At 71.7% G+C, this 15,085-nt stretch carries 14 protein-coding genes; 4 read left to right on the top strand and 10 right to left on the bottom strand.

The window, feature by feature from the left end; all coding sequences use genetic code 11:
* Positions 1 to 11: 11 nt before the first annotated feature.
* The 5 genes from carB to pyrR are packed head-to-tail and all read right to left on the bottom strand — an operon-like array spanning position 12 to position 7,457.
* Positions 12 to 3,302 (bottom strand): carbamoyl-phosphate synthase large subunit, encoded by a 3,291-nt coding sequence (carB, locus tag AB0H21_RS08620; protein WP_358513545.1) that lies wholly within the window; start codon positions 3,300 to 3,302, stop codon positions 12 to 14.
* Positions 3,295 to 4,503 carry a glutamine-hydrolyzing carbamoyl-phosphate synthase small subunit gene (gene carA, locus AB0H21_RS08615; RefSeq protein ID WP_358513543.1) on the bottom strand — a complete coding sequence of 403 codons (1,209 nt, stop codon included), beginning with the start codon at positions 4,501 to 4,503 and terminating at the stop codon, positions 3,295 to 3,297. The genes carB and carA overlap by 8 nt, the downstream gene beginning before the upstream one ends.
* A 34-nt stretch (positions 4,504 to 4,537) precedes the next feature.
* The gene (locus AB0H21_RS08610) at positions 4,538 to 5,839 is read right to left on the bottom strand and encodes a dihydroorotase (RefSeq protein ID WP_358514210.1); all 1,302 of its coding nucleotides are present in this window, start codon (positions 5,837 to 5,839) and stop codon (positions 4,538 to 4,540) included.
* Entirely contained in the window at positions 5,839 to 6,774 is a 936-nt protein-coding gene (locus tag AB0H21_RS08605) for an aspartate carbamoyltransferase catalytic subunit (protein WP_358513541.1), read from the bottom strand. Before AB0H21_RS08605 ends, AB0H21_RS08610 begins: the two co-directional genes overlap by 1 nt.
* The gene (gene pyrR, locus AB0H21_RS08600; protein WP_358513539.1) at positions 6,771 to 7,457 is read right to left on the bottom strand and encodes a bifunctional pyr operon transcriptional regulator/uracil phosphoribosyltransferase PyrR; all 687 of its coding nucleotides are present in this window, start codon (positions 7,455 to 7,457) and stop codon (positions 6,771 to 6,773) included. The genes AB0H21_RS08605 and pyrR overlap by 4 nt, the downstream gene beginning before the upstream one ends.
* 522 nt (positions 7,458 to 7,979) lie before the next feature.
* Between pyrR and AB0H21_RS08595 the strand changes: the two genes are divergently transcribed.
* The gene (locus tag AB0H21_RS08595) at positions 7,980 to 8,474 is read left to right on the top strand and encodes a transcriptional regulator (protein WP_358513537.1); all 495 of its coding nucleotides are present in this window, start codon (positions 7,980 to 7,982) and stop codon (positions 8,472 to 8,474) included.
* 210 nt (positions 8,475 to 8,684) lie between these two features.
* Here the strand turns inward: AB0H21_RS08595 and AB0H21_RS08590 are convergent, their stop codons facing one another.
* Both AB0H21_RS08590 and AB0H21_RS08585 read right to left on the bottom strand, forming a co-directional pair.
* Entirely contained in the window at positions 8,685 to 9,125 is a 441-nt protein-coding gene (locus tag AB0H21_RS08590) for an SAV_6107 family HEPN domain-containing protein (protein ID WP_358513535.1), read from the bottom strand.
* Positions 9,126 to 9,678: 553 nt separating this feature from the next.
* The gene (locus AB0H21_RS08585; protein WP_358513533.1) at positions 9,679 to 10,512 is read right to left on the bottom strand and encodes a L,D-transpeptidase family protein; all 834 of its coding nucleotides are present in this window, start codon (positions 10,510 to 10,512) and stop codon (positions 9,679 to 9,681) included.
* 129 nt (positions 10,513 to 10,641) lie between these two features.
* On the opposite strand from AB0H21_RS08585, the gene AB0H21_RS08580 reads away from it, so the two are divergent.
* Together AB0H21_RS08580 and AB0H21_RS08575 are read left to right on the top strand one after the other, a co-directional pair.
* The gene (locus AB0H21_RS08580; protein WP_358513531.1) at positions 10,642 to 11,118 is read left to right on the top strand and encodes a YbaK/EbsC family protein; all 477 of its coding nucleotides are present in this window, start codon (positions 10,642 to 10,644) and stop codon (positions 11,116 to 11,118) included.
* 148 nt (positions 11,119 to 11,266) lie between these two features.
* Positions 11,267 to 11,821 (top strand): GNAT family N-acetyltransferase, encoded by a 555-nt coding sequence (locus AB0H21_RS08575; protein WP_358513529.1) that lies wholly within the window; start codon positions 11,267 to 11,269, stop codon positions 11,819 to 11,821.
* Between the two features lie 40 nt (positions 11,822 to 11,861).
* Here AB0H21_RS08575 and metF read toward each other — a convergent pair whose 3' ends face one another.
* Entirely contained in the window at positions 11,862 to 12,794 is a 933-nt protein-coding gene (gene metF / locus AB0H21_RS08570; protein WP_358513527.1) for a methylenetetrahydrofolate reductase [NAD(P)H], read from the bottom strand.
* Positions 12,795 to 13,007: 213 nt separating this feature from the next.
* On the opposite strand from metF, the gene AB0H21_RS08565 reads away from it, so the two are divergent.
* Positions 13,008 to 14,072: a polyprenyl synthetase family protein gene (locus AB0H21_RS08565; RefSeq protein ID WP_358513525.1), complete on the top strand. Its 1,065-nt coding sequence runs from the start codon at positions 13,008 to 13,010 to the stop codon at positions 14,070 to 14,072.
* Between the two features lie 9 nt (positions 14,073 to 14,081).
* Here AB0H21_RS08565 and thiE read toward each other — a convergent pair whose 3' ends face one another.
* Positions 14,082 to 14,720, bottom strand: coding sequence for a thiamine phosphate synthase (thiE, locus tag AB0H21_RS08560; RefSeq protein WP_358513523.1), 639 nt, complete (start codon positions 14,718 to 14,720; stop codon positions 14,082 to 14,084).
* The gene (locus AB0H21_RS08555; RefSeq protein WP_358513521.1) at positions 14,698 to 15,072 is read right to left on the bottom strand and encodes an Rv2175c family DNA-binding protein; all 375 of its coding nucleotides are present in this window, start codon (positions 15,070 to 15,072) and stop codon (positions 14,698 to 14,700) included. The genes thiE and AB0H21_RS08555 overlap by 23 nt, the downstream gene beginning before the upstream one ends.
* Between the last annotated feature and the right edge of the window lie 13 nt (positions 15,073 to 15,085).

Here is a 15,085-nt window from a genome sequence, read left to right as displayed (position 1 = left end):
CCGCCGCGGGGTCAGCCCCTCAGCCTCGTTGCGTGCTCCTGGAGCGACCGTACGCCCACGGAGCCCGCGGCGACCGCCTGGATGCCCTGCACGGCCGCCGCGAGGCCCTGCACGGTGGTGACGCACGGGATGTCCCTCAGGACGGCCGCGGTGCGGATCTCGTAGCCGTCGAGGCGCGGCCCCGACTGCCCCGGACTGCCGAAGGGGGTGTTCACGATGAGGTCCACCTCGCCGTCCAGGATGCGCGTGACGATCGTCGGCTCACCGTCCGTGCCGGGACCGTCGCTCTGCTTTCGCACGATCTTGGCATGGACGCCGTTCCTGCGCAGCACCTCGGCGGTCCCCTCCGTGGCGAGGATCTCGAAGCCGAGGTCGGCCAGGGCCTTCACCGGGAAGATCATCGCGCGCTTGTCGCGGTTGGCCACCGAGACGAACGCCCGCCCCTTGGTGGGCAGCGAGCCGTACGCCGCGGACTGCGACTTGGCGTAGGCGGTGCCGAAGACCTCGTCGATGCCCATGACCTCGCCCGTGGACCGCATCTCGGGCCCGAGGACGATGTCCACGCCCCGGAACCGGTTGAACGGCAGGACGGCCTCCTTGACCGCGATGGGGGCGTCCAGGGGCATCGTGCCGCCGTCGCCCTCGCTCGGCAGCATGCCCTCCTCGCGCAGCCCGGCGATCGTGGCGCCCATCATCACCCGGGCGGCGGCCTTGGCCAGCGGCACTGCCGTCGCCTTGGACACGAACGGCACCGTGCGGCTCGCGCGGGGGTTGGCCTCCAGGACGTACAGGATGTTCGCCGACAGGGCGTACTGGACGTTCAGGAGCCCGCGCACGCCCACGCCGCGGGCGATGGCCTCGGTCGCGGCGCGGATGCGCTTGATGTCGAACCCGCCGAGCGTGATCGGCGGCAGCGCGCACGCCGAGTCGCCGGAGTGGATGCCGGCCTCCTCGATGTGCTCCATCACGCCGCCGAGGTACAGCTCCTCGCCGTCGAAGAGCGCGTCCACGTCGATCTCGATGGCCTCGTCCAGGAACTTGTCGACGAGGACGGGGTGGTCGCTCGCCGCGCCGGCCCGCGCCATGTACGCGCTGAGCGTGTCCTCGTCGTAGACGATCGCCATGCCGGCGCCGCCGAGGACGTAGGACGGGCGCACGAGCACCGGGTAGCCGATCTCGGCGGCGATGGCCCGGGCCTCCTCGACGGTCACGGCGGTGCCGTGCCGGGGGGCAGGGAGCCCGGCCTCGGCGAGCACGCGGCCGAACGCGCCGCGCTCCTCGGCCAGGTGGATGGCCTCGGGGCCGGTGCCGACGACGGGCACCCCGGCGTCCTTCAGCGCCTGGGCCAGGCCGAGCGGCGTCTGCCCGCCGAGCTGGACGATGACCCCGGCGACCGGGCCGGTCTCCCGCTCCGCGTGCACGACCTCCAGGACGTCCTCCAGCGTGAGCGGCTCGAAGTAGAGCCGGTCGGAGGTGTCGTAGTCGGTCGAGACCGTCTCGGGGTTGCAGTTGACCATCACGGTCTCGTACCCGGCGGCCGACAGTTCGAACGAGGCGTGCACGCAGGCGTAGTCGAACTCGATGCCCTGGCCGATGCGGTTCGGCCCGCTGCCGAGGATGATGACCTTGAGCCGGTCGCCGTACGGGACCTCGGTCTCCTCGTCGTAGGTCGAGTACAGGTAGGGCGTCTTGGCGGCGAACTCGGCGGCGCAGGTGTCCACGGTGTTGTAGACCGGCCGCACGCCGAGCTGGTGGCGCAGTGCCCTGACCTCGGCCTCGGGCAGGCCGCGGATCTCGGCGATCTGGGCGTCGGAGAAGCCGTGGCGTTTGGCGCGGACCAGCGCCTCGGCGGTCGGCTCGGCCTCGGCGAGGGCCCGCGCCTCCTCGTCGATCAGGAAGAGCTGGTCGAGGAACCACGGGTCGACGTTCGTGGCGTCGTACAGCTCATCGAGGGTGGCGCCGGCCCGGATGGCCTGCTGCATCGTGCGCAGCCGCCCGTCGTGCGGGGTGCGGCAGGCCGCCAGGAGCTCGTCCTTGTCGCCGGGGGCTCCCGTCCACCCGAAGGACGATCCCTTCTTCTCCAGCGATCTGAGGGCCTTCTGGAGCGCTTCGGGGAACGACCTGCCGATGGCCATCGCCTCGCCCACCGACTTCATGTGCGTGGTGAGCGTCTGGTCGGCCCCGGCGAACTTCTCGAACGCGAACCGCGGCACCTTGACCACGACGTAGTCCAGCGCCGGCTCGAAGGACGCCGGCGTCTCGCGGGTGATGTCGTTGGGGATCTCGTCCAGGGTGTAGCCGATGGCGAGCTTGGCCGCGATCTTGGCGATCGGGAAGCCGGTCGCCTTGGAGGCCAGCGCGCTGGAACGCGACACCCGGGGGTTCATCTCGATGACGATCATGCGGCCGGTGCGCGGGTCCACGGCGAACTGGATGTTGCAGCCGCCGGTGTCGACGCCGACCTCGCGGATCACCGCGATCGCGACGTCGCGCATGTTCTGGTACTCGCGGTCGGTCAGGGTCATGGCCGGGGCCACGGTGACGCTGTCGCCGGTGTGCACGCCCATCGGGTCGACGTTCTCGATGGAGCAGACGATGACGACGTTGTCGGCGCGGTCGCGCATGACCTCCAGCTCGTACTCCTTCCAGCCGAGGATGGACTCCTCCAGGAGCACCTCGGTGGTCGGCGAGGCGTCGAGCCCGGCCCCGGCGATACGCCGCAGGTCGTCCTCGTCGTAGGCGAAGCCCGAGCCGGCGCCGCCCATGGTGAAGCTCGGCCGGACGACCACCGGGTAGCCCAGGTCCCGCGCCGCGGCGAGGCACTCGTCCAGGGTGTGGCAGATCACCGACCGGGCGGACTCGGCGTTCAGGCCGTGCTCGGCGGCGACCTTGGCGACGATGCCCTTGAACAGCTCGCGGTTCTCGCCGGCCTGGATCGCCGCGATGTCGGCGCCGATGAGCTCGACCCCGTACCGTTCCAGCACGCCCGCCTCGTGCAGCGCGACGGCGGTGTTGAGCGCGGTCTGGCCGCCGAGGGTGGGCAGCAGGGCGTCCGGCCGCTCCTTGGCGATGATCTTCTCGACGATGCCGGGCGTGATCGGCTCGACGTAGGTCGCGTCGGCGAACTCGGGGTCGGTCATGATGGTCGCGGGGTTGCTGTTGACGAGCACCACGCGGTAGCCCTCGGCGCGCAGCACCCGGCACGCCTGCGTGCCGGAGTAGTCGAACTCGCAGGCCTGGCCGATCACGATCGGCCCCGAGCCGATCACCATGATCGTCGAGATGTCGGTGCGCTTAGCCATTCCCGTCCTCCGCCGTAGAACCGGTGTGCCGTCCACGCCCGGGCAGGCCCGCGGCCGTGCCCGTGTCGAGGCCCGTGGTGAGGCCCGTCCCGCCGTCCATCAGGGAGCAGAACTCGTCGAACAGGCCCGCCGCGTCGTGCGGGCCCGCGGCGGCCTCGGGGTGGTACTGGACGCTGAACGCCGGGTAGTCGAGCAGGCGCAGCCCCTCGACGCAGCCGTCGTTGAGGTTCACGTGGCTGACCTCCGCCCGGCCGTACGGCGTCTCGAACGGGCCGTCCAGCGGGGCCTCCACCGCGAAGCCGTGGTTGTGCGCGGAGATGTCCACCTTGCCGGTGCGGCGGTCCTGGACGGGCTGGTTGACCCCGCGGTGGCCGTACCGCAGCTTGTAGGTGCCGAGGCCGAGCGCCCGGCCGAGGATCTGGTTGCCGAAGCAGATGCCGAAGACGGGTCTGCGCGCCTCCAGCACGCCCGCCAGCGTCTCGACGGCGTAGTCCGCGGCCGACGGGTCGCCCGGGCCGTTGGACAGGAACACCCCGTCGGGGTCGAGGGCGAGGATGTCGGCCGCAGTCGCGGTGGCGGGCAGCACGTGCACCTCGCAGCCGCGCTCGGCCATGCGGTAGGGCGTCATCGCCTTGATGCCGAGGTCGAGCGCCGCGACCGTGAACCGCTTGGGCCCGCGGGCCGGCACGACGTACGGCTCGGGCGTGGAGACCTCCTTGGCGAGATCGGCGCCGACCATCGACGGGCTGGTGCGCACCTTCCCGGCGAGCTCCTCGACCGTCGCGGACGGGGCGGTGAAGACCCCGGCGCGCATGGCCCCGCGCTCACGCAGGTGGCGGGTGAGGGCCCGGGTGCCCGGCATGGCGATGCCGACGACGCCCTGGCGGCGCAGCTCCTCGTCCAGGGAGCGGCGCGAGCGCCAGTTGGAGGCGACCCGCGCGGGCTCGCGCACGACGTACCCGGCGACCCAGACGCGCGAGGACTCCGGGTCCTCGTCGTTGACGCCGGTGTTGCCGATGTGCGGCGCGGTCATCGCCACGATCTGCCGGTGGTAGGACGGGTCGGTCAGCGTCTCCTGGTAACCGGTCATACCGGTGGAGAAGACCATCTCGCCATAGGTCTCCCCCTCGGCGCCGTAGGAGACGCCGTGGAAGGCGCGGCCGTCCTCCAGCACGAGGACCGCCGGGGTCTGCCGGGTCACCTGGTCTTCCCTTCGACGAGGACGGGCCGGGTCGTCACGTCAGCTTCCCTTCGAAGACGGTCGGGCGGCCGCGCAGGAAGGTCGCGACGACCCTGCCCGGCAGTGTCATGCCCACGTACGGCGTGTTGCGGCTCTTGGAGGCGAACCCGTGCGGGTCGACGGCCGACCGCGCGGAGGGGTCCACCAGGGTGAGGTTCGCGGCGGCGCCGGCCTCCAGCGGGTGGCCGTGCGCGGACAGGCGGCCGATGCGCGCGGGCCGGGCCGACATGCGGTCGGCGACACCCGCCCAGTCCAGCAGCCCCGTCTCGACCATGGCCTCCTGGACGACCGACAGGGCCGTCTCCAGGCCGATCATGCCCATGGCCGCCGCCGGCCACTCGGTCTCCTTGTCCTCGACCGGGTGCGGCGCGTGGTCGGTGGCCACGCAGTCGATCGTGCCGTCGGCGAGCGCCTCGCGCAGCGCCCGGACGTCGGCGTCGGTGCGAAGCGGCGGGTTCACCTTGTAGATCGGGTTGTACGGGCCCGCGGGCGAGGACTCGGCGCGGGCGTCGGTGAGCAGCAGGTGGTGCGGGGTGACCTCGGCCGTGACGTTCCAGCCCTTGGACTTCGCCCACCGGATGATCTCGACCGACCCGGCCGTGGACACGTGGCAGATGTGCAGGCGGGAGCCGACGTGCGCGGCCAGCAGGCAGTCGCGCGCGATGATCGCCTCCTCGGCGACCGCGGGCCAGCCGGTCAGGCCGAGGCGGCCCGACACCGCACCCTCGTTCATCTGCGCGCCCTCGGTCAGACGCGGCTCCTGCGCGTGCTGGGCCACCACGCCGTCGAACGCCTTCACGTACTCCAGCGCCCGGCGCATGAGCACGGCGTCCGAGACGCACACGCCGTCGTCGGAGAAGACCCGCACGCGGGCCGCGCTGTCGGCCATCGCGCCGAGCTCGGCGAGCTGCCTGCCCGCCAGGCCCGCGGTGACCGCTCCCACCGGCTGCACGTCGCAGTGCCCGGCCTCCTGGCCGAGCCGCCACACCTGCTCCACGACGCCCGCGGTGTCGGCCACCGGCGAGGTGTTGGCCATCGCGTGCACGGCGGTGAACCCGCCGAGCGCCGCCGCGGCCGTCCCGGACTCCACCGTCTCGGCGTCCTCGCGGCCCGGCTCGCGCAGGTGGGTGTGCAGGTCGACCAGGCCGGGGAGCGCGATCAGGCCGTCGGCGTCCACGCGGGCGGCGCCGGGGGCGTCCACCTCGCCCGGCGCGCCGACCTCGGCGACGAGGCCGTCCCTGAGCAGCACGTCACGCGGGTCGCCCCCGAGAACGCGGGCGCCCCTCAGAAGGTAGATCACTGGTTTCCCCCGATCGCGGGCTCTGAGCCGGACAAAAGCAGGTACAGCACGGCCATGCGGACGGTCACGCCGTTGGTGACCTGCTCGACGATCGTGGAGCGCTCGCCGTCGGCGACCTCGGCGGCGATCTCCATGCCGCGGTTCATCGGCCCCGGGTGCATGACGATCGCGCCGTCGGGCATGCGGCCCATCCGCTCCGGGTCCAGGCCGTAGCGGCGGCTGTACTCGCGGGCGGAGGGGAAGTAGGACGCGTTCATGCGCTCGTGCTGCACGCGCAGCATCATCACCGCGTCCGACTTGGGCAGCACCGCGTCGAAGTCGTAGGAGATCTCGCACGGCCAGTCGTCCATCGCCACCGGCAGCAGCGTCGGTGGGGCGACGAGCGTGACCTCGGCGCCGAGCGTGTGCAGCAGGTGGACGTTGGATCGGGCCACCCTGCTGTGCAGGACGTCGCCGACGATGGTGACCCGGCGGCCGTCCAGCTCGCCGAGGCGGCGCCGCATCGTGAAGGCGTCCAGCAGCGCCTGCGTCGGGTGCTCGTGGGTGCCGTCGCCCGCGTTCACCACGCTGCCGTCCACCCAGGTGGCCAGGCGGTGCGGGGCCCCGGACGCACCGTGGCGGATCACCACGGCGTCGGCGCCCATCGCCTGCAGGGTGAGCGCGGTGTCCTTCAGGCTCTCGCCCTTGGAGACGCTCGACCCCTTGGCCGAGAAGTTGATCACGTCCGCGGACAGGCGCTTGGCCGCGGCCTCGAAGGAGATGCGGGTGCGGGTCGAGTCCTCGAAGAAGAGGTTCACGACCGTGCGCCCGCGCAGGGTGGGCAGCTTCTTGATCGAGCGGCCGGAGACCTGGGCCAGTTGCTCGGCGGTGTCGAGGATCAGCAGGGCGTCCTCGCGCGAGAGGTCGGCCGTGGACAGCAGGTGGCGCTTCATCGCTGGCCTCCCCTCAGCAGGACGGCGTCGCGCTGGTCGGTCTCGGCGAGGCAGACCCGCACCGTCTCGGCCCGGGAGGTGGGGAGGTTCTTGCCGACGTAGTCGGCGCGGATGGGCAGCTCGCGGTGGCCGCGGTCGACCAGGACCGCCAGGCGGACCGCCGTCGGGCGGCCGAGATCGTTGAGCGCGTCCAGCGCGGCGCGGACCGTGCGCCCGGAGTAGAGGACGTCGTCGACCAGGACGACGATGCGGCCGTCCACGCCGTCCTCGGGGAGGTCGGTGCGGCCGAGGGCGCGGGCCGGCCTGAGCCGCAGATCGTCGCGGTACATCGTGACGTCGAGGGAGCCGAAGGCGACCGGGCGGCCCTCGACCTGCTCGATGCGGTCGGCCAGCCTGCGGGCCAGGACGGTGCCGCGGGTCGGGATGCCGAGCAGGAGGAGCTTCTCGGGGCCCTTCGCGCGCTCGAGGATCTCGTGCGCGATGCGGGTGAGGGCCCGGTTGATGTCCGGGGCCTCCAGGACCGCGCGCTCGCCGTCGCGGGGGTCGCCGTTCCGCGCGTCCTGACCGTCCTGACCGGTCTGATCATTCTGGCCGGTCCGGCCGTCGTCGTGCCGCGCGTCGTCCGGGACGTCGTTCCGGCCCTGCCGGACGCCGTCGTGCGCCTGATTTCGGGCGCCGTTCATGAAGGTCACCGCCTTTCCCGCCTCACAGGACGGGGCTTAAAGGATCTGGTGCCCTCACGTTAGCAGCCTGTCCGAGAACATCCCGAACCGGTTCGCCCTTCCCGACCTGGGCGGATACCCTTCCGCTGACCTGGGGCGACGTCGCCGCCACGGTGTGCGGGGCCCGGCCCCGCGCACGCGGCGGGAGGCCCTGCCCGTCACGCGGGACCGCGCGGCGCGCGGGGCACGGGCGCTCCGGGAAGGAAAAGGCGCCAAGACACGAGGAACGGGAGCGGCGATTGTGACCGCCCAGATCAGCACTCGACCGGACAGGATTCGGCATCTTTTTTCCAATCAGCTTGACCAATCACGTCCACACCTTTACCGTCACTGTCCGTAACCACACCTCGCGACGTACTCGGGTAAACCGCGACGCTCCGGTCACCGATGGTGCCTGCCCCGGGTCCTAGACCCGAGCGCCGCCGCATTCGTCGCTAGGCGCACAATAAGTGAGAACGTTCATAGAAAGCCGGGGGCCAACCAATGCCGTCTGACTACGCCAAGTCGCTGGGCGCGCGACTCCGCGCCATCCGCACCCAGCAGGGTCTATCACTGCACGGGGTCGAAGAGAAGTCGCGCGGCAGGTGGAAAGCCGTCGTCGTCGGCTCCTACGAGCGCGGCGACCGTGCTGTAACCGTTCAGAAGCTCGCGGAGCTGGCCGACTTCTATGGGGTTCCGGTCTCCGAGCTGCTTCCCGGGGGCTCCGCTCCCGCGCCGCTTGGCCCGACACCGAAACTGGTGATCGACCTGGAGCGGCTCGCCCAGCTTCCCAAGGAGAAGGCCGGGGCCCTTGCCCGTTACGCGGCCACGATTCAGAGCCAGCGTGGCGACTACAACGGCAAGGTGCTGTCGATCCGCCAGGAGGACCTTCGTTCTCTCGCGGTCATCTACGACAAGTCGCCCACCGAGCTGACCGAAGAGCTCATCAACTGGGGAGTGCTCGACGCCGAGGCGCGCCGCGCCGTCGAATCGTTCTGAGCGCCGCTCCGCTCCTCTGAGCGCCGTTCTTCTCGCCGCGAGAGCCGTTCCCCAGAGGCGTCCCTCTCGTCGCGCGAGCGGTCGCGCTCGTCACGGTTCCCCGCGCCGACCGGGGAGAACCGCGAGCCGTTCCTCCAGCACCTCTCCCACCGACGTGCGGACCGGGGATCCCGGGGCGATCCCCGCACCCGCCGCCACCCCGTGACGGCCCTACCCCGCCAGGGGCGAGTTCACCGGGAGGGCCGACTGGCCGGGGACGCCGAGGATGTCCTCGACGAGGGCGACGAACGTGCGGGCCTCGCCGATCAGCTCGTCGGCGTCCAGCGCCGACACCACGCGCACCATGCCGGCCTCGGCCATCGCCCGCTTGCGCGCGCTCTCGGCGAAGTAGGCCGCCCACTGCGTGAGCTTCGGCTCGGCCTCGGGTAACAGCTCCCACGCGCTGCGCAACCGCCTCCTGCGCCCGTCCATGGGCCTCGGGAGCGCCGCGAGAATGGCGGCCGCCGCACGCAGCGCCGCGAGGTGCGCCGAGACGTAACGCTCGGCCGGGGTTCGTGTGGCCGCGGCGTCGGCCAGGCACGCGTGCGCGTCGGCGAGATGCGCGCGGACGGTCTGGGAGACCCGGGGACCTTCTCCGGGCTGTCGAGTCATGCCACCCTCCTTGGGTCGTGGCCCCGGCGGTGACCGCCGGTGATAACACCGTCGCAGACGCCACCGACAATTCCGATGGCCTGCGGTCCCATGGTCACTCCGGCGGGCTCGTCTCCCTCGCTCTCTCGGCCCCGCCGACGGCCTGACGCCGGGGCGGCCACGGAGATCGCGCCCCGCCTCGGCCGCCTGTCGCTCCAGAGGTATTCGGTTGTTCTCGGTCAGCGGGTCTCGGGTTCGTCGTCGGGATGTCGTCGGGATGTCGTGCGGGGTTCGGAGGACGGGTCCCGGCGTGCCGGCCACCCGCGGCCGGACGAGGAGCTTCCCCTCTCCCCGTCCGGCCAGTGCTTCGCGCGGCGGGCGCGCACGACGCTCACCCGCCGGGTAGTGGGGGCAGGCCGCGAGTCCTGCCCCCACCATGTCGAACATAAATTCGATGACCTGCGATGTCAAGCATCACACGAACAAAGGTTCGACCATACGAACGGGTCACGGGACACGAAAAGGGCCGCGAGCGTCGGCTCGCGGCCCTTCGGTCGTGCGGTCGTGCGGTGGGTCAGCGCGGGAACTTGCCCCGGACGTGCACCGGGACGCCGGTGCCGAGCAGGGACGGCAGGGCCTCGGCGACGTGCATCGGAAGCCGGACGCACCCGTGCGAGGCGGGCGCGAGCGGGACCGACAGCGCGCCGTGCAGGGCGATCCCCCCGTTGAAGAAGATCGGGTTGTAGAGCTGCCCGAGGTAGGACCTGTGCCAGCCCGACCGCCGCCAGGTGGTCTTGAAGTCGCCGGTCGGCGTGCGCGCGTCACCGCAGAACCGCTGGACCTTGCCCTGCCAGGTGGCCGTCTCGCAGTAGGGGATGCCGCTGCCCGAGGAGATGTGGGTGATCAGCTTCACCTGCCCCGCCCGGTACAGCACGGCGATCTGCTTGGTCAGGTTGACCTCGACCCGGTCGGGCTTGCCGTTCGGGACCAGGACCTGGGGCGCCTTCGGGTTCTCCAGCGCCCGCCACGTGCGCGCGCTGACGGTGCTCGTCGGGGAGAGCCCCTGGACCTTCTGGAACGCCCACACGGCGGTCTGTGTGGTCCCGCCGTAGCGCGAGTCGATCTTGCCCGGCGCGTAGCCGAGTTCGAGCAGCCTGGTCTGAAGCTGCTTCACCGCGGCGCCCTTGGCGCCGATCTTCAGGCTGACGTGCGGCGCCACGAAGGGCGTGACCGCCGTCCGCGCACTGACCGGCGTCGTGTGGATCGCGACCGCCGCGCTCGTGGCCCCGGCTCCCCCAGCCTGGCCGCTCCGGTGGATTCCCGCCGCGTGGCCCGAGACGAGCCCCGAGACGAGCACGGCTCCCGCGGTCATCACCGCCGCGGCGGCGAGCCGCCTTCCAACCCCCATGTCAGAACTTCCTCTCGACAACATCATGTTCGGACCAACGGACACTAGCGCAACGATCATCTCCGGCCGCGTGGCGTCACGGAGATGTAATCAATGGCTGATGCCGGTCAATCTGTTTAGAGTGTCCGGGTGCCAGAAAAGTTGCGTCCGACCGTGCTGAAGGTGACCGCGGTCCTGCGCGCGTCCGGGGCCACCGGCGAGGTGGTCGTGTTCGATGACGCCATCCCGACGGCCGCGGCGGCGGCCGCCCGGCTCGGCTGCGAGGTCGGGGCGATCGCCAACAGCCTGATCTTCGACGCGGACGGCGAGCCGCTGCTGGTGCTCACCAGCGGCGCCCACCGGGTCGACACGGCCCTGGTCGCCGGCCTGGTGGGGGTGTCGAAGGTGAAGAGGGCCGCCCCCGATTTCGTGAAGGCCGCGACGGGGCAGACGATCGGCGGTGTGGCCCCGGTCGGGCATCCGGCGCCGATCCGTACGCTGGTCGACACCTGGCTGGGCAAGCACGAGGTGGTGTGGGCCGCTGCGGGCCATCCGCACACGGTCTTCCCGACGACGTTCGACGAACTCGTGCGCATCACGGGCGGGACGCCCACCGACGTCGAATAGCGGGCGGCGGGGGCGAACGCCGGATCGCATGGCGCGGGACCGTCCGGATCTTCGCCGGCGAGCCACCCGAAACGCCGGGTTAGCGCCCCGAAGCACACTATGGTCGGGTTCGGTCGTGCCTCTTCGTGGTCCTGCTAGTGTGCGACGAGTGATCGAACTGCGACGCGCCGGTGCCAAGGAGTTCACCGCTGAGCTCGATGCGGTGATCGCCACGTACACCGCGGCGATGCGCCCGCCGCCCGAGCAGCTCTCGGGGCGGCAGAGCATCATGCGCAACCACGCGACGTTCCCGGACTTCGCCTGCCTGTTCGCCGAGACGCCGAGCGGTCAGGTCGTCGGGTTCGGGTACGGGTTCCACGGCGCCCCGGGGCAGTGGTGGCACGACGTCGTGCGCCGGGGCCTGGCCGAGCGCGCGGGCGTGGGCGCCGCGGCGGCGTGGTTCGAGAACGCGCTGGAGATCGCCGAGATCCATGTCCACCCCGATTACCAGGGCAAGGGCATCGGGCGCAGGCTCGTACTGGGCCTGTGCGAGGGCCGCGCCGAGCGCACCGCCGTGCTGTCCACCCACGACCAGCCGACGGCGGCGCGGCATCTGTACCGCCGGCTGGGCTTCATCGACCTGATGGGGATGTTCGTCTTCCCCGGAGGCTACGAGCACTACGCGATCGTGGGCAGCACCCTACCGTTGCACGCGCCGGACTGACTCGATCCTATTGCCGCGCCTTCGGCACGGCGGGTTCGGGTCAGCCCGCGGTTGCGGGGACGGCGGCGGGCACCAGCGCCTGGTACACCTCGCGGGTGGCGCTGGACTTGTTGAAGGTGATGAAGTGGATGCCCGGGGCGCCCTCGTCCAGCAAGGTCTGGCACAGCTCGGCGGCGTGCTCGATGCCGAGACGGCGGACGGCCTCGGGGTCGTCGGCGACGGCCTCGAAGCGCTCGGCCACCTCGGGCGGAAACGGCGCGCCCGACAGCTTTTCTGACCGCGCGATGGTGCTCATCTGCGTGACCGGCATGATGCCCGGGATGATCGGCGTGTCGCAGCCGCGGGCGACGACGCGGTCGCGCAGCCGCAGGTAGTCGTCGGCGCGGAAGAACATCTGGGTGATCGCGTAGTCGGCCCCGGCCCGGCACTTCTGCACGAAGTACTCGGTGTCGGACTCGACGGACGGCGACCTCGGGTGCCGGTAGGGGAAGGCCGCGACGCCGACGCAGAACTCGCCCGCCTGGCGGATCAGCCGCACGAGGTCCTCGGCGTACTCGACGCCCTCGGGATGCTTGATCCACTCGGCCAGCGGGTCGCTGCCGGGCGGGTCGCCGCGGACGGCGAGGATGTTGCGCACGCCCGCGTCGGCGAACCTGCCGACGAGGTGGCGCAGCTCGCGCAGGGAGTGGTTGACGGCGGTGAAGTGGGCGACCGGCGTGAGAGTGGTCTCGTGGGCGAGCCGCTCGACGATCTCGATCGTGCGGTCGCGGTTGGACCCGCCGGCGCCGTAGGTCACGGACACGAAGGTCGGGCGCAGCGCCTCCAGTTCGCGGATCGCGCGCCACAGCTGACGCTCCCCCTCGTCGGTCTTCGGGGGGAAGAACTCGAACGAGAACGACCGGCCGCCGGAGGCGAGCAGTTCCCTGACGGTGGGAACGCGATCGGGGCGCATGGAGGATCGACCCAAAGACATGCCCCCAAGGCTACAGGTCGGATGTCGAGCCGCACCCCTCATGAACGTGCGGTTCTGACCGGGCTCCGGTATGTGCGGGGGTGATCGCGGCGCGTTCGCCCCTCTCGTCCTCTCTCGGGACCTCGGATCCGGGGCGGCGGCCGGGCGTCACGGGGCGCGGTCAAGGGAGGGACAGGGATCAGAACGTCATAAAGCTCCCACTAATCTCAGAGCATGACCGCTTTGTTCCAGTGGGACCACCTTCGCTCCGAAATCGACCGCCGCCTCCGGATGTTCGTGGACCGGCAGCGCCCCCTGGTCGGCGCGCCGGAGCTGGCCCCTCTGCTCGCGGCGGCGGAGGACTTCCTCGTGGGCGGCAAGCGGCTGCGTCCCGCGTTCTGCTACTGGGGCTGGCGCGGCGCGGGGGGCGAGGAGGACTCGGCGATCTTCACCGCCGCCGCCTCACTGGAGCTTCTGCAGGCCAGCGCCCTGGTCCACGACGACGTGATGGACGCGAGCGACCTGCGCAGGGGTCAGCCGTCCGCGCACAGGCGGTTCCAGGCGCTGCACGAGCGGTCGGGCTGGCGGGGCTCGTCGGCGCAGTTCGGCGAGGGGGCGGCCGTCCTGCTGGGCAGTCTGCTGCTCGTCTGGTCGAGCGAGATGTGGCGGACGAGCGGCCTGCCGGCCGCGGCGCTGGCCGCGGCCGAGCCGGTTCACGACATCATGCGCACCGAGCTGATGTGCGGTCAGTACCTCGATCTCCTGGAGCAGGCGCACTTCGAGAACACCTTCGACAGCGCCCTGCGGGTCGCCCTGCACAAGAGCGGCAAGTACTCCGTCGAGCAGCCCCTGCGCCTCGGCCTGGTGCTGGCCGCACGCGGCCAGGAGCCGTGGATCGACCGGCTGTGCGTGGAGTACGGGCAGAAGGTCGGCATCGCCTTCCAGCTGCGCGACGACGTGCTCGGCGTGTTCGGCGACCCGGCCCAGACCGGCAAGCCCGCGGGCGACGACCTGCGCGAGGGCAAGCGGACCATGCTGATCGCGCGCACGCTGTCGGCGGCCTCCGAGCGCCAGGCCGGCGACGTACGGCGCCTGCTCGGCGACCCGGCCCTGGACGCGGACGGCGTCGAGCGGCTGCGCCGGATCATCGAGGACACCGGGGCCCTGGCCGCGAGCGAGGAGATGATCAAGCGCTACCACGACGACGCGCTGAGCGGCCTGGAGCGCGCGCCGATCACCGCCGAGGCCCGCGCGGCCCTGGAGGAGCTCGCGGCCGCCGCGACCTCCCGCCAGAGCTGAGCCGCGCCGTCAGGCGGCGCGCAGGCGCCGGGCGAACTCCGCCGCCGCCGCGCCCGGGTCCTCCGCCTCGGTGATGGCCCGCACGACCACGACCCGCGTGGCGCCGTACCCCATGACCTCGTCCAGCGTGCCGAGGTCGACGCCGCCGATGCCGAACCAGGGACGATCGGTCCCCAGCGAGGCCGCGTGCTTCAGCAACTCGGGCCCGGGCGCGGAACGCCCGGGCTTGGTCGGCGTCGGCCAGATCGGTCCGCAGCAGAAGTAGTCCACGCCGTCCTCGGCGGCCGCCGCTGACGCCTCCGCGTCGCTGTGCGTCGACCGCCCGATCAGGATGTCCGGCCCCAGCATCGCCCGCGCCACCGCCACGGGAAGATCGTCCTGCCCGAGGTGGAGCACGTCGGGACGGGCGGCGAAGGCGATGTCGGCCCGGTCGTTGACCGCGAGCAGGGCTCCGTGCCTGTCGCAGGCGTCGCGGAACACTTCGAGCAGCTCCAGCTCCTGCCGGGCCTCCAGGCCCTTCTCGCGGAGCTGGACGATGTCGACGCCGCCCGCGAGGACGGCGTCCAGGAACTCTTCCAGGTCGCCCTGACGGCGGCGGCCGTCGGTACAGAGGTAGAGCCTCGCGTCAGAAACCGAGCGCCTGGGCACGCCTCTTCACCTCGGTGTGCCGGCCGGCGACGATCGCGTCGACCGGGGCCCCCGGCAGGGATTCGTCAGGGGTGAAGAGCCACCGCAGGGCCTCGACGTCGTCGTACCCCGCGTCCGCCAGGACGGTCAGAGTTCCGGGCAGGCCCTTGAGCACGTCGTCCCCGACGATGAAGACCGCCGGCACCTCCGGTTCTGGGCCGCCCCTGCGGACGCCGATGAGCTTCTTGTCCTTGAGGAGCTGCTTGGCCCGCCCGGCACTGAGCCCGAGCCGGCCGCCTACGTCCGACAGGGGGAGCCATTCCCCCACGAGCTGGTCGGTTTCCCGATCGATCTGCGCAACAGAAAGCGTCACGAGTCCACAACTA

This window comes from Sphaerisporangium sp. NPDC051011 (assembly GCF_040653595.1).
GTDB lineage: Bacteria > Actinomycetota > Actinomycetes > Streptosporangiales > Streptosporangiaceae > Sphaerisporangium.
The sequence above is the reverse complement of the archived record's forward strand: the minus strand, read 5'-3'. Positions and strand labels throughout refer to the sequence as shown.

Bases quoted from the DNA above. Each gene is read 5' to 3' on its own strand.
- carB (WP_358513545.1), bottom strand. From the start codon at position 3,302: ATGGCTAAGCGCACCGACATCTCGACGATCATGGTGATCGGCTCGGGG.
- metF (WP_358513527.1), bottom strand. From the start codon at position 12,794: ATGTCTTTGGGTCGATCCTCCATGCGCCCCGATCGCGTTCCCACCGTC.
- AB0H21_RS08585 (WP_358513533.1), bottom strand. From the start codon at position 10,512: ATGGGGGTTGGAAGGCGGCTCGCCGCCGCGGCGGTGATGACCGCGGGA.
- AB0H21_RS08590 (WP_358513535.1), bottom strand. From the start codon at position 9,125: ATGACTCGACAGCCCGGAGAAGGTCCCCGGGTCTCCCAGACCGTCCGC.
- pyrR (WP_358513539.1), bottom strand. From the start codon at position 7,457: ATGAACGGCGCCCGAAATCAGGCGCACGACGGCGTCCGGCAGGGCCGG.
- AB0H21_RS08565 (WP_358513525.1), top strand. From the start codon at position 13,008: ATGACCGCTTTGTTCCAGTGGGACCACCTTCGCTCCGAAATCGACCGC.
- AB0H21_RS08595 (WP_358513537.1), top strand. From the start codon at position 7,980: ATGCCGTCTGACTACGCCAAGTCGCTGGGCGCGCGACTCCGCGCCATC.
- AB0H21_RS08605 (WP_358513541.1), bottom strand. From the start codon at position 6,774: ATGAAGCGCCACCTGCTGTCCACGGCCGACCTCTCGCGCGAGGACGCC.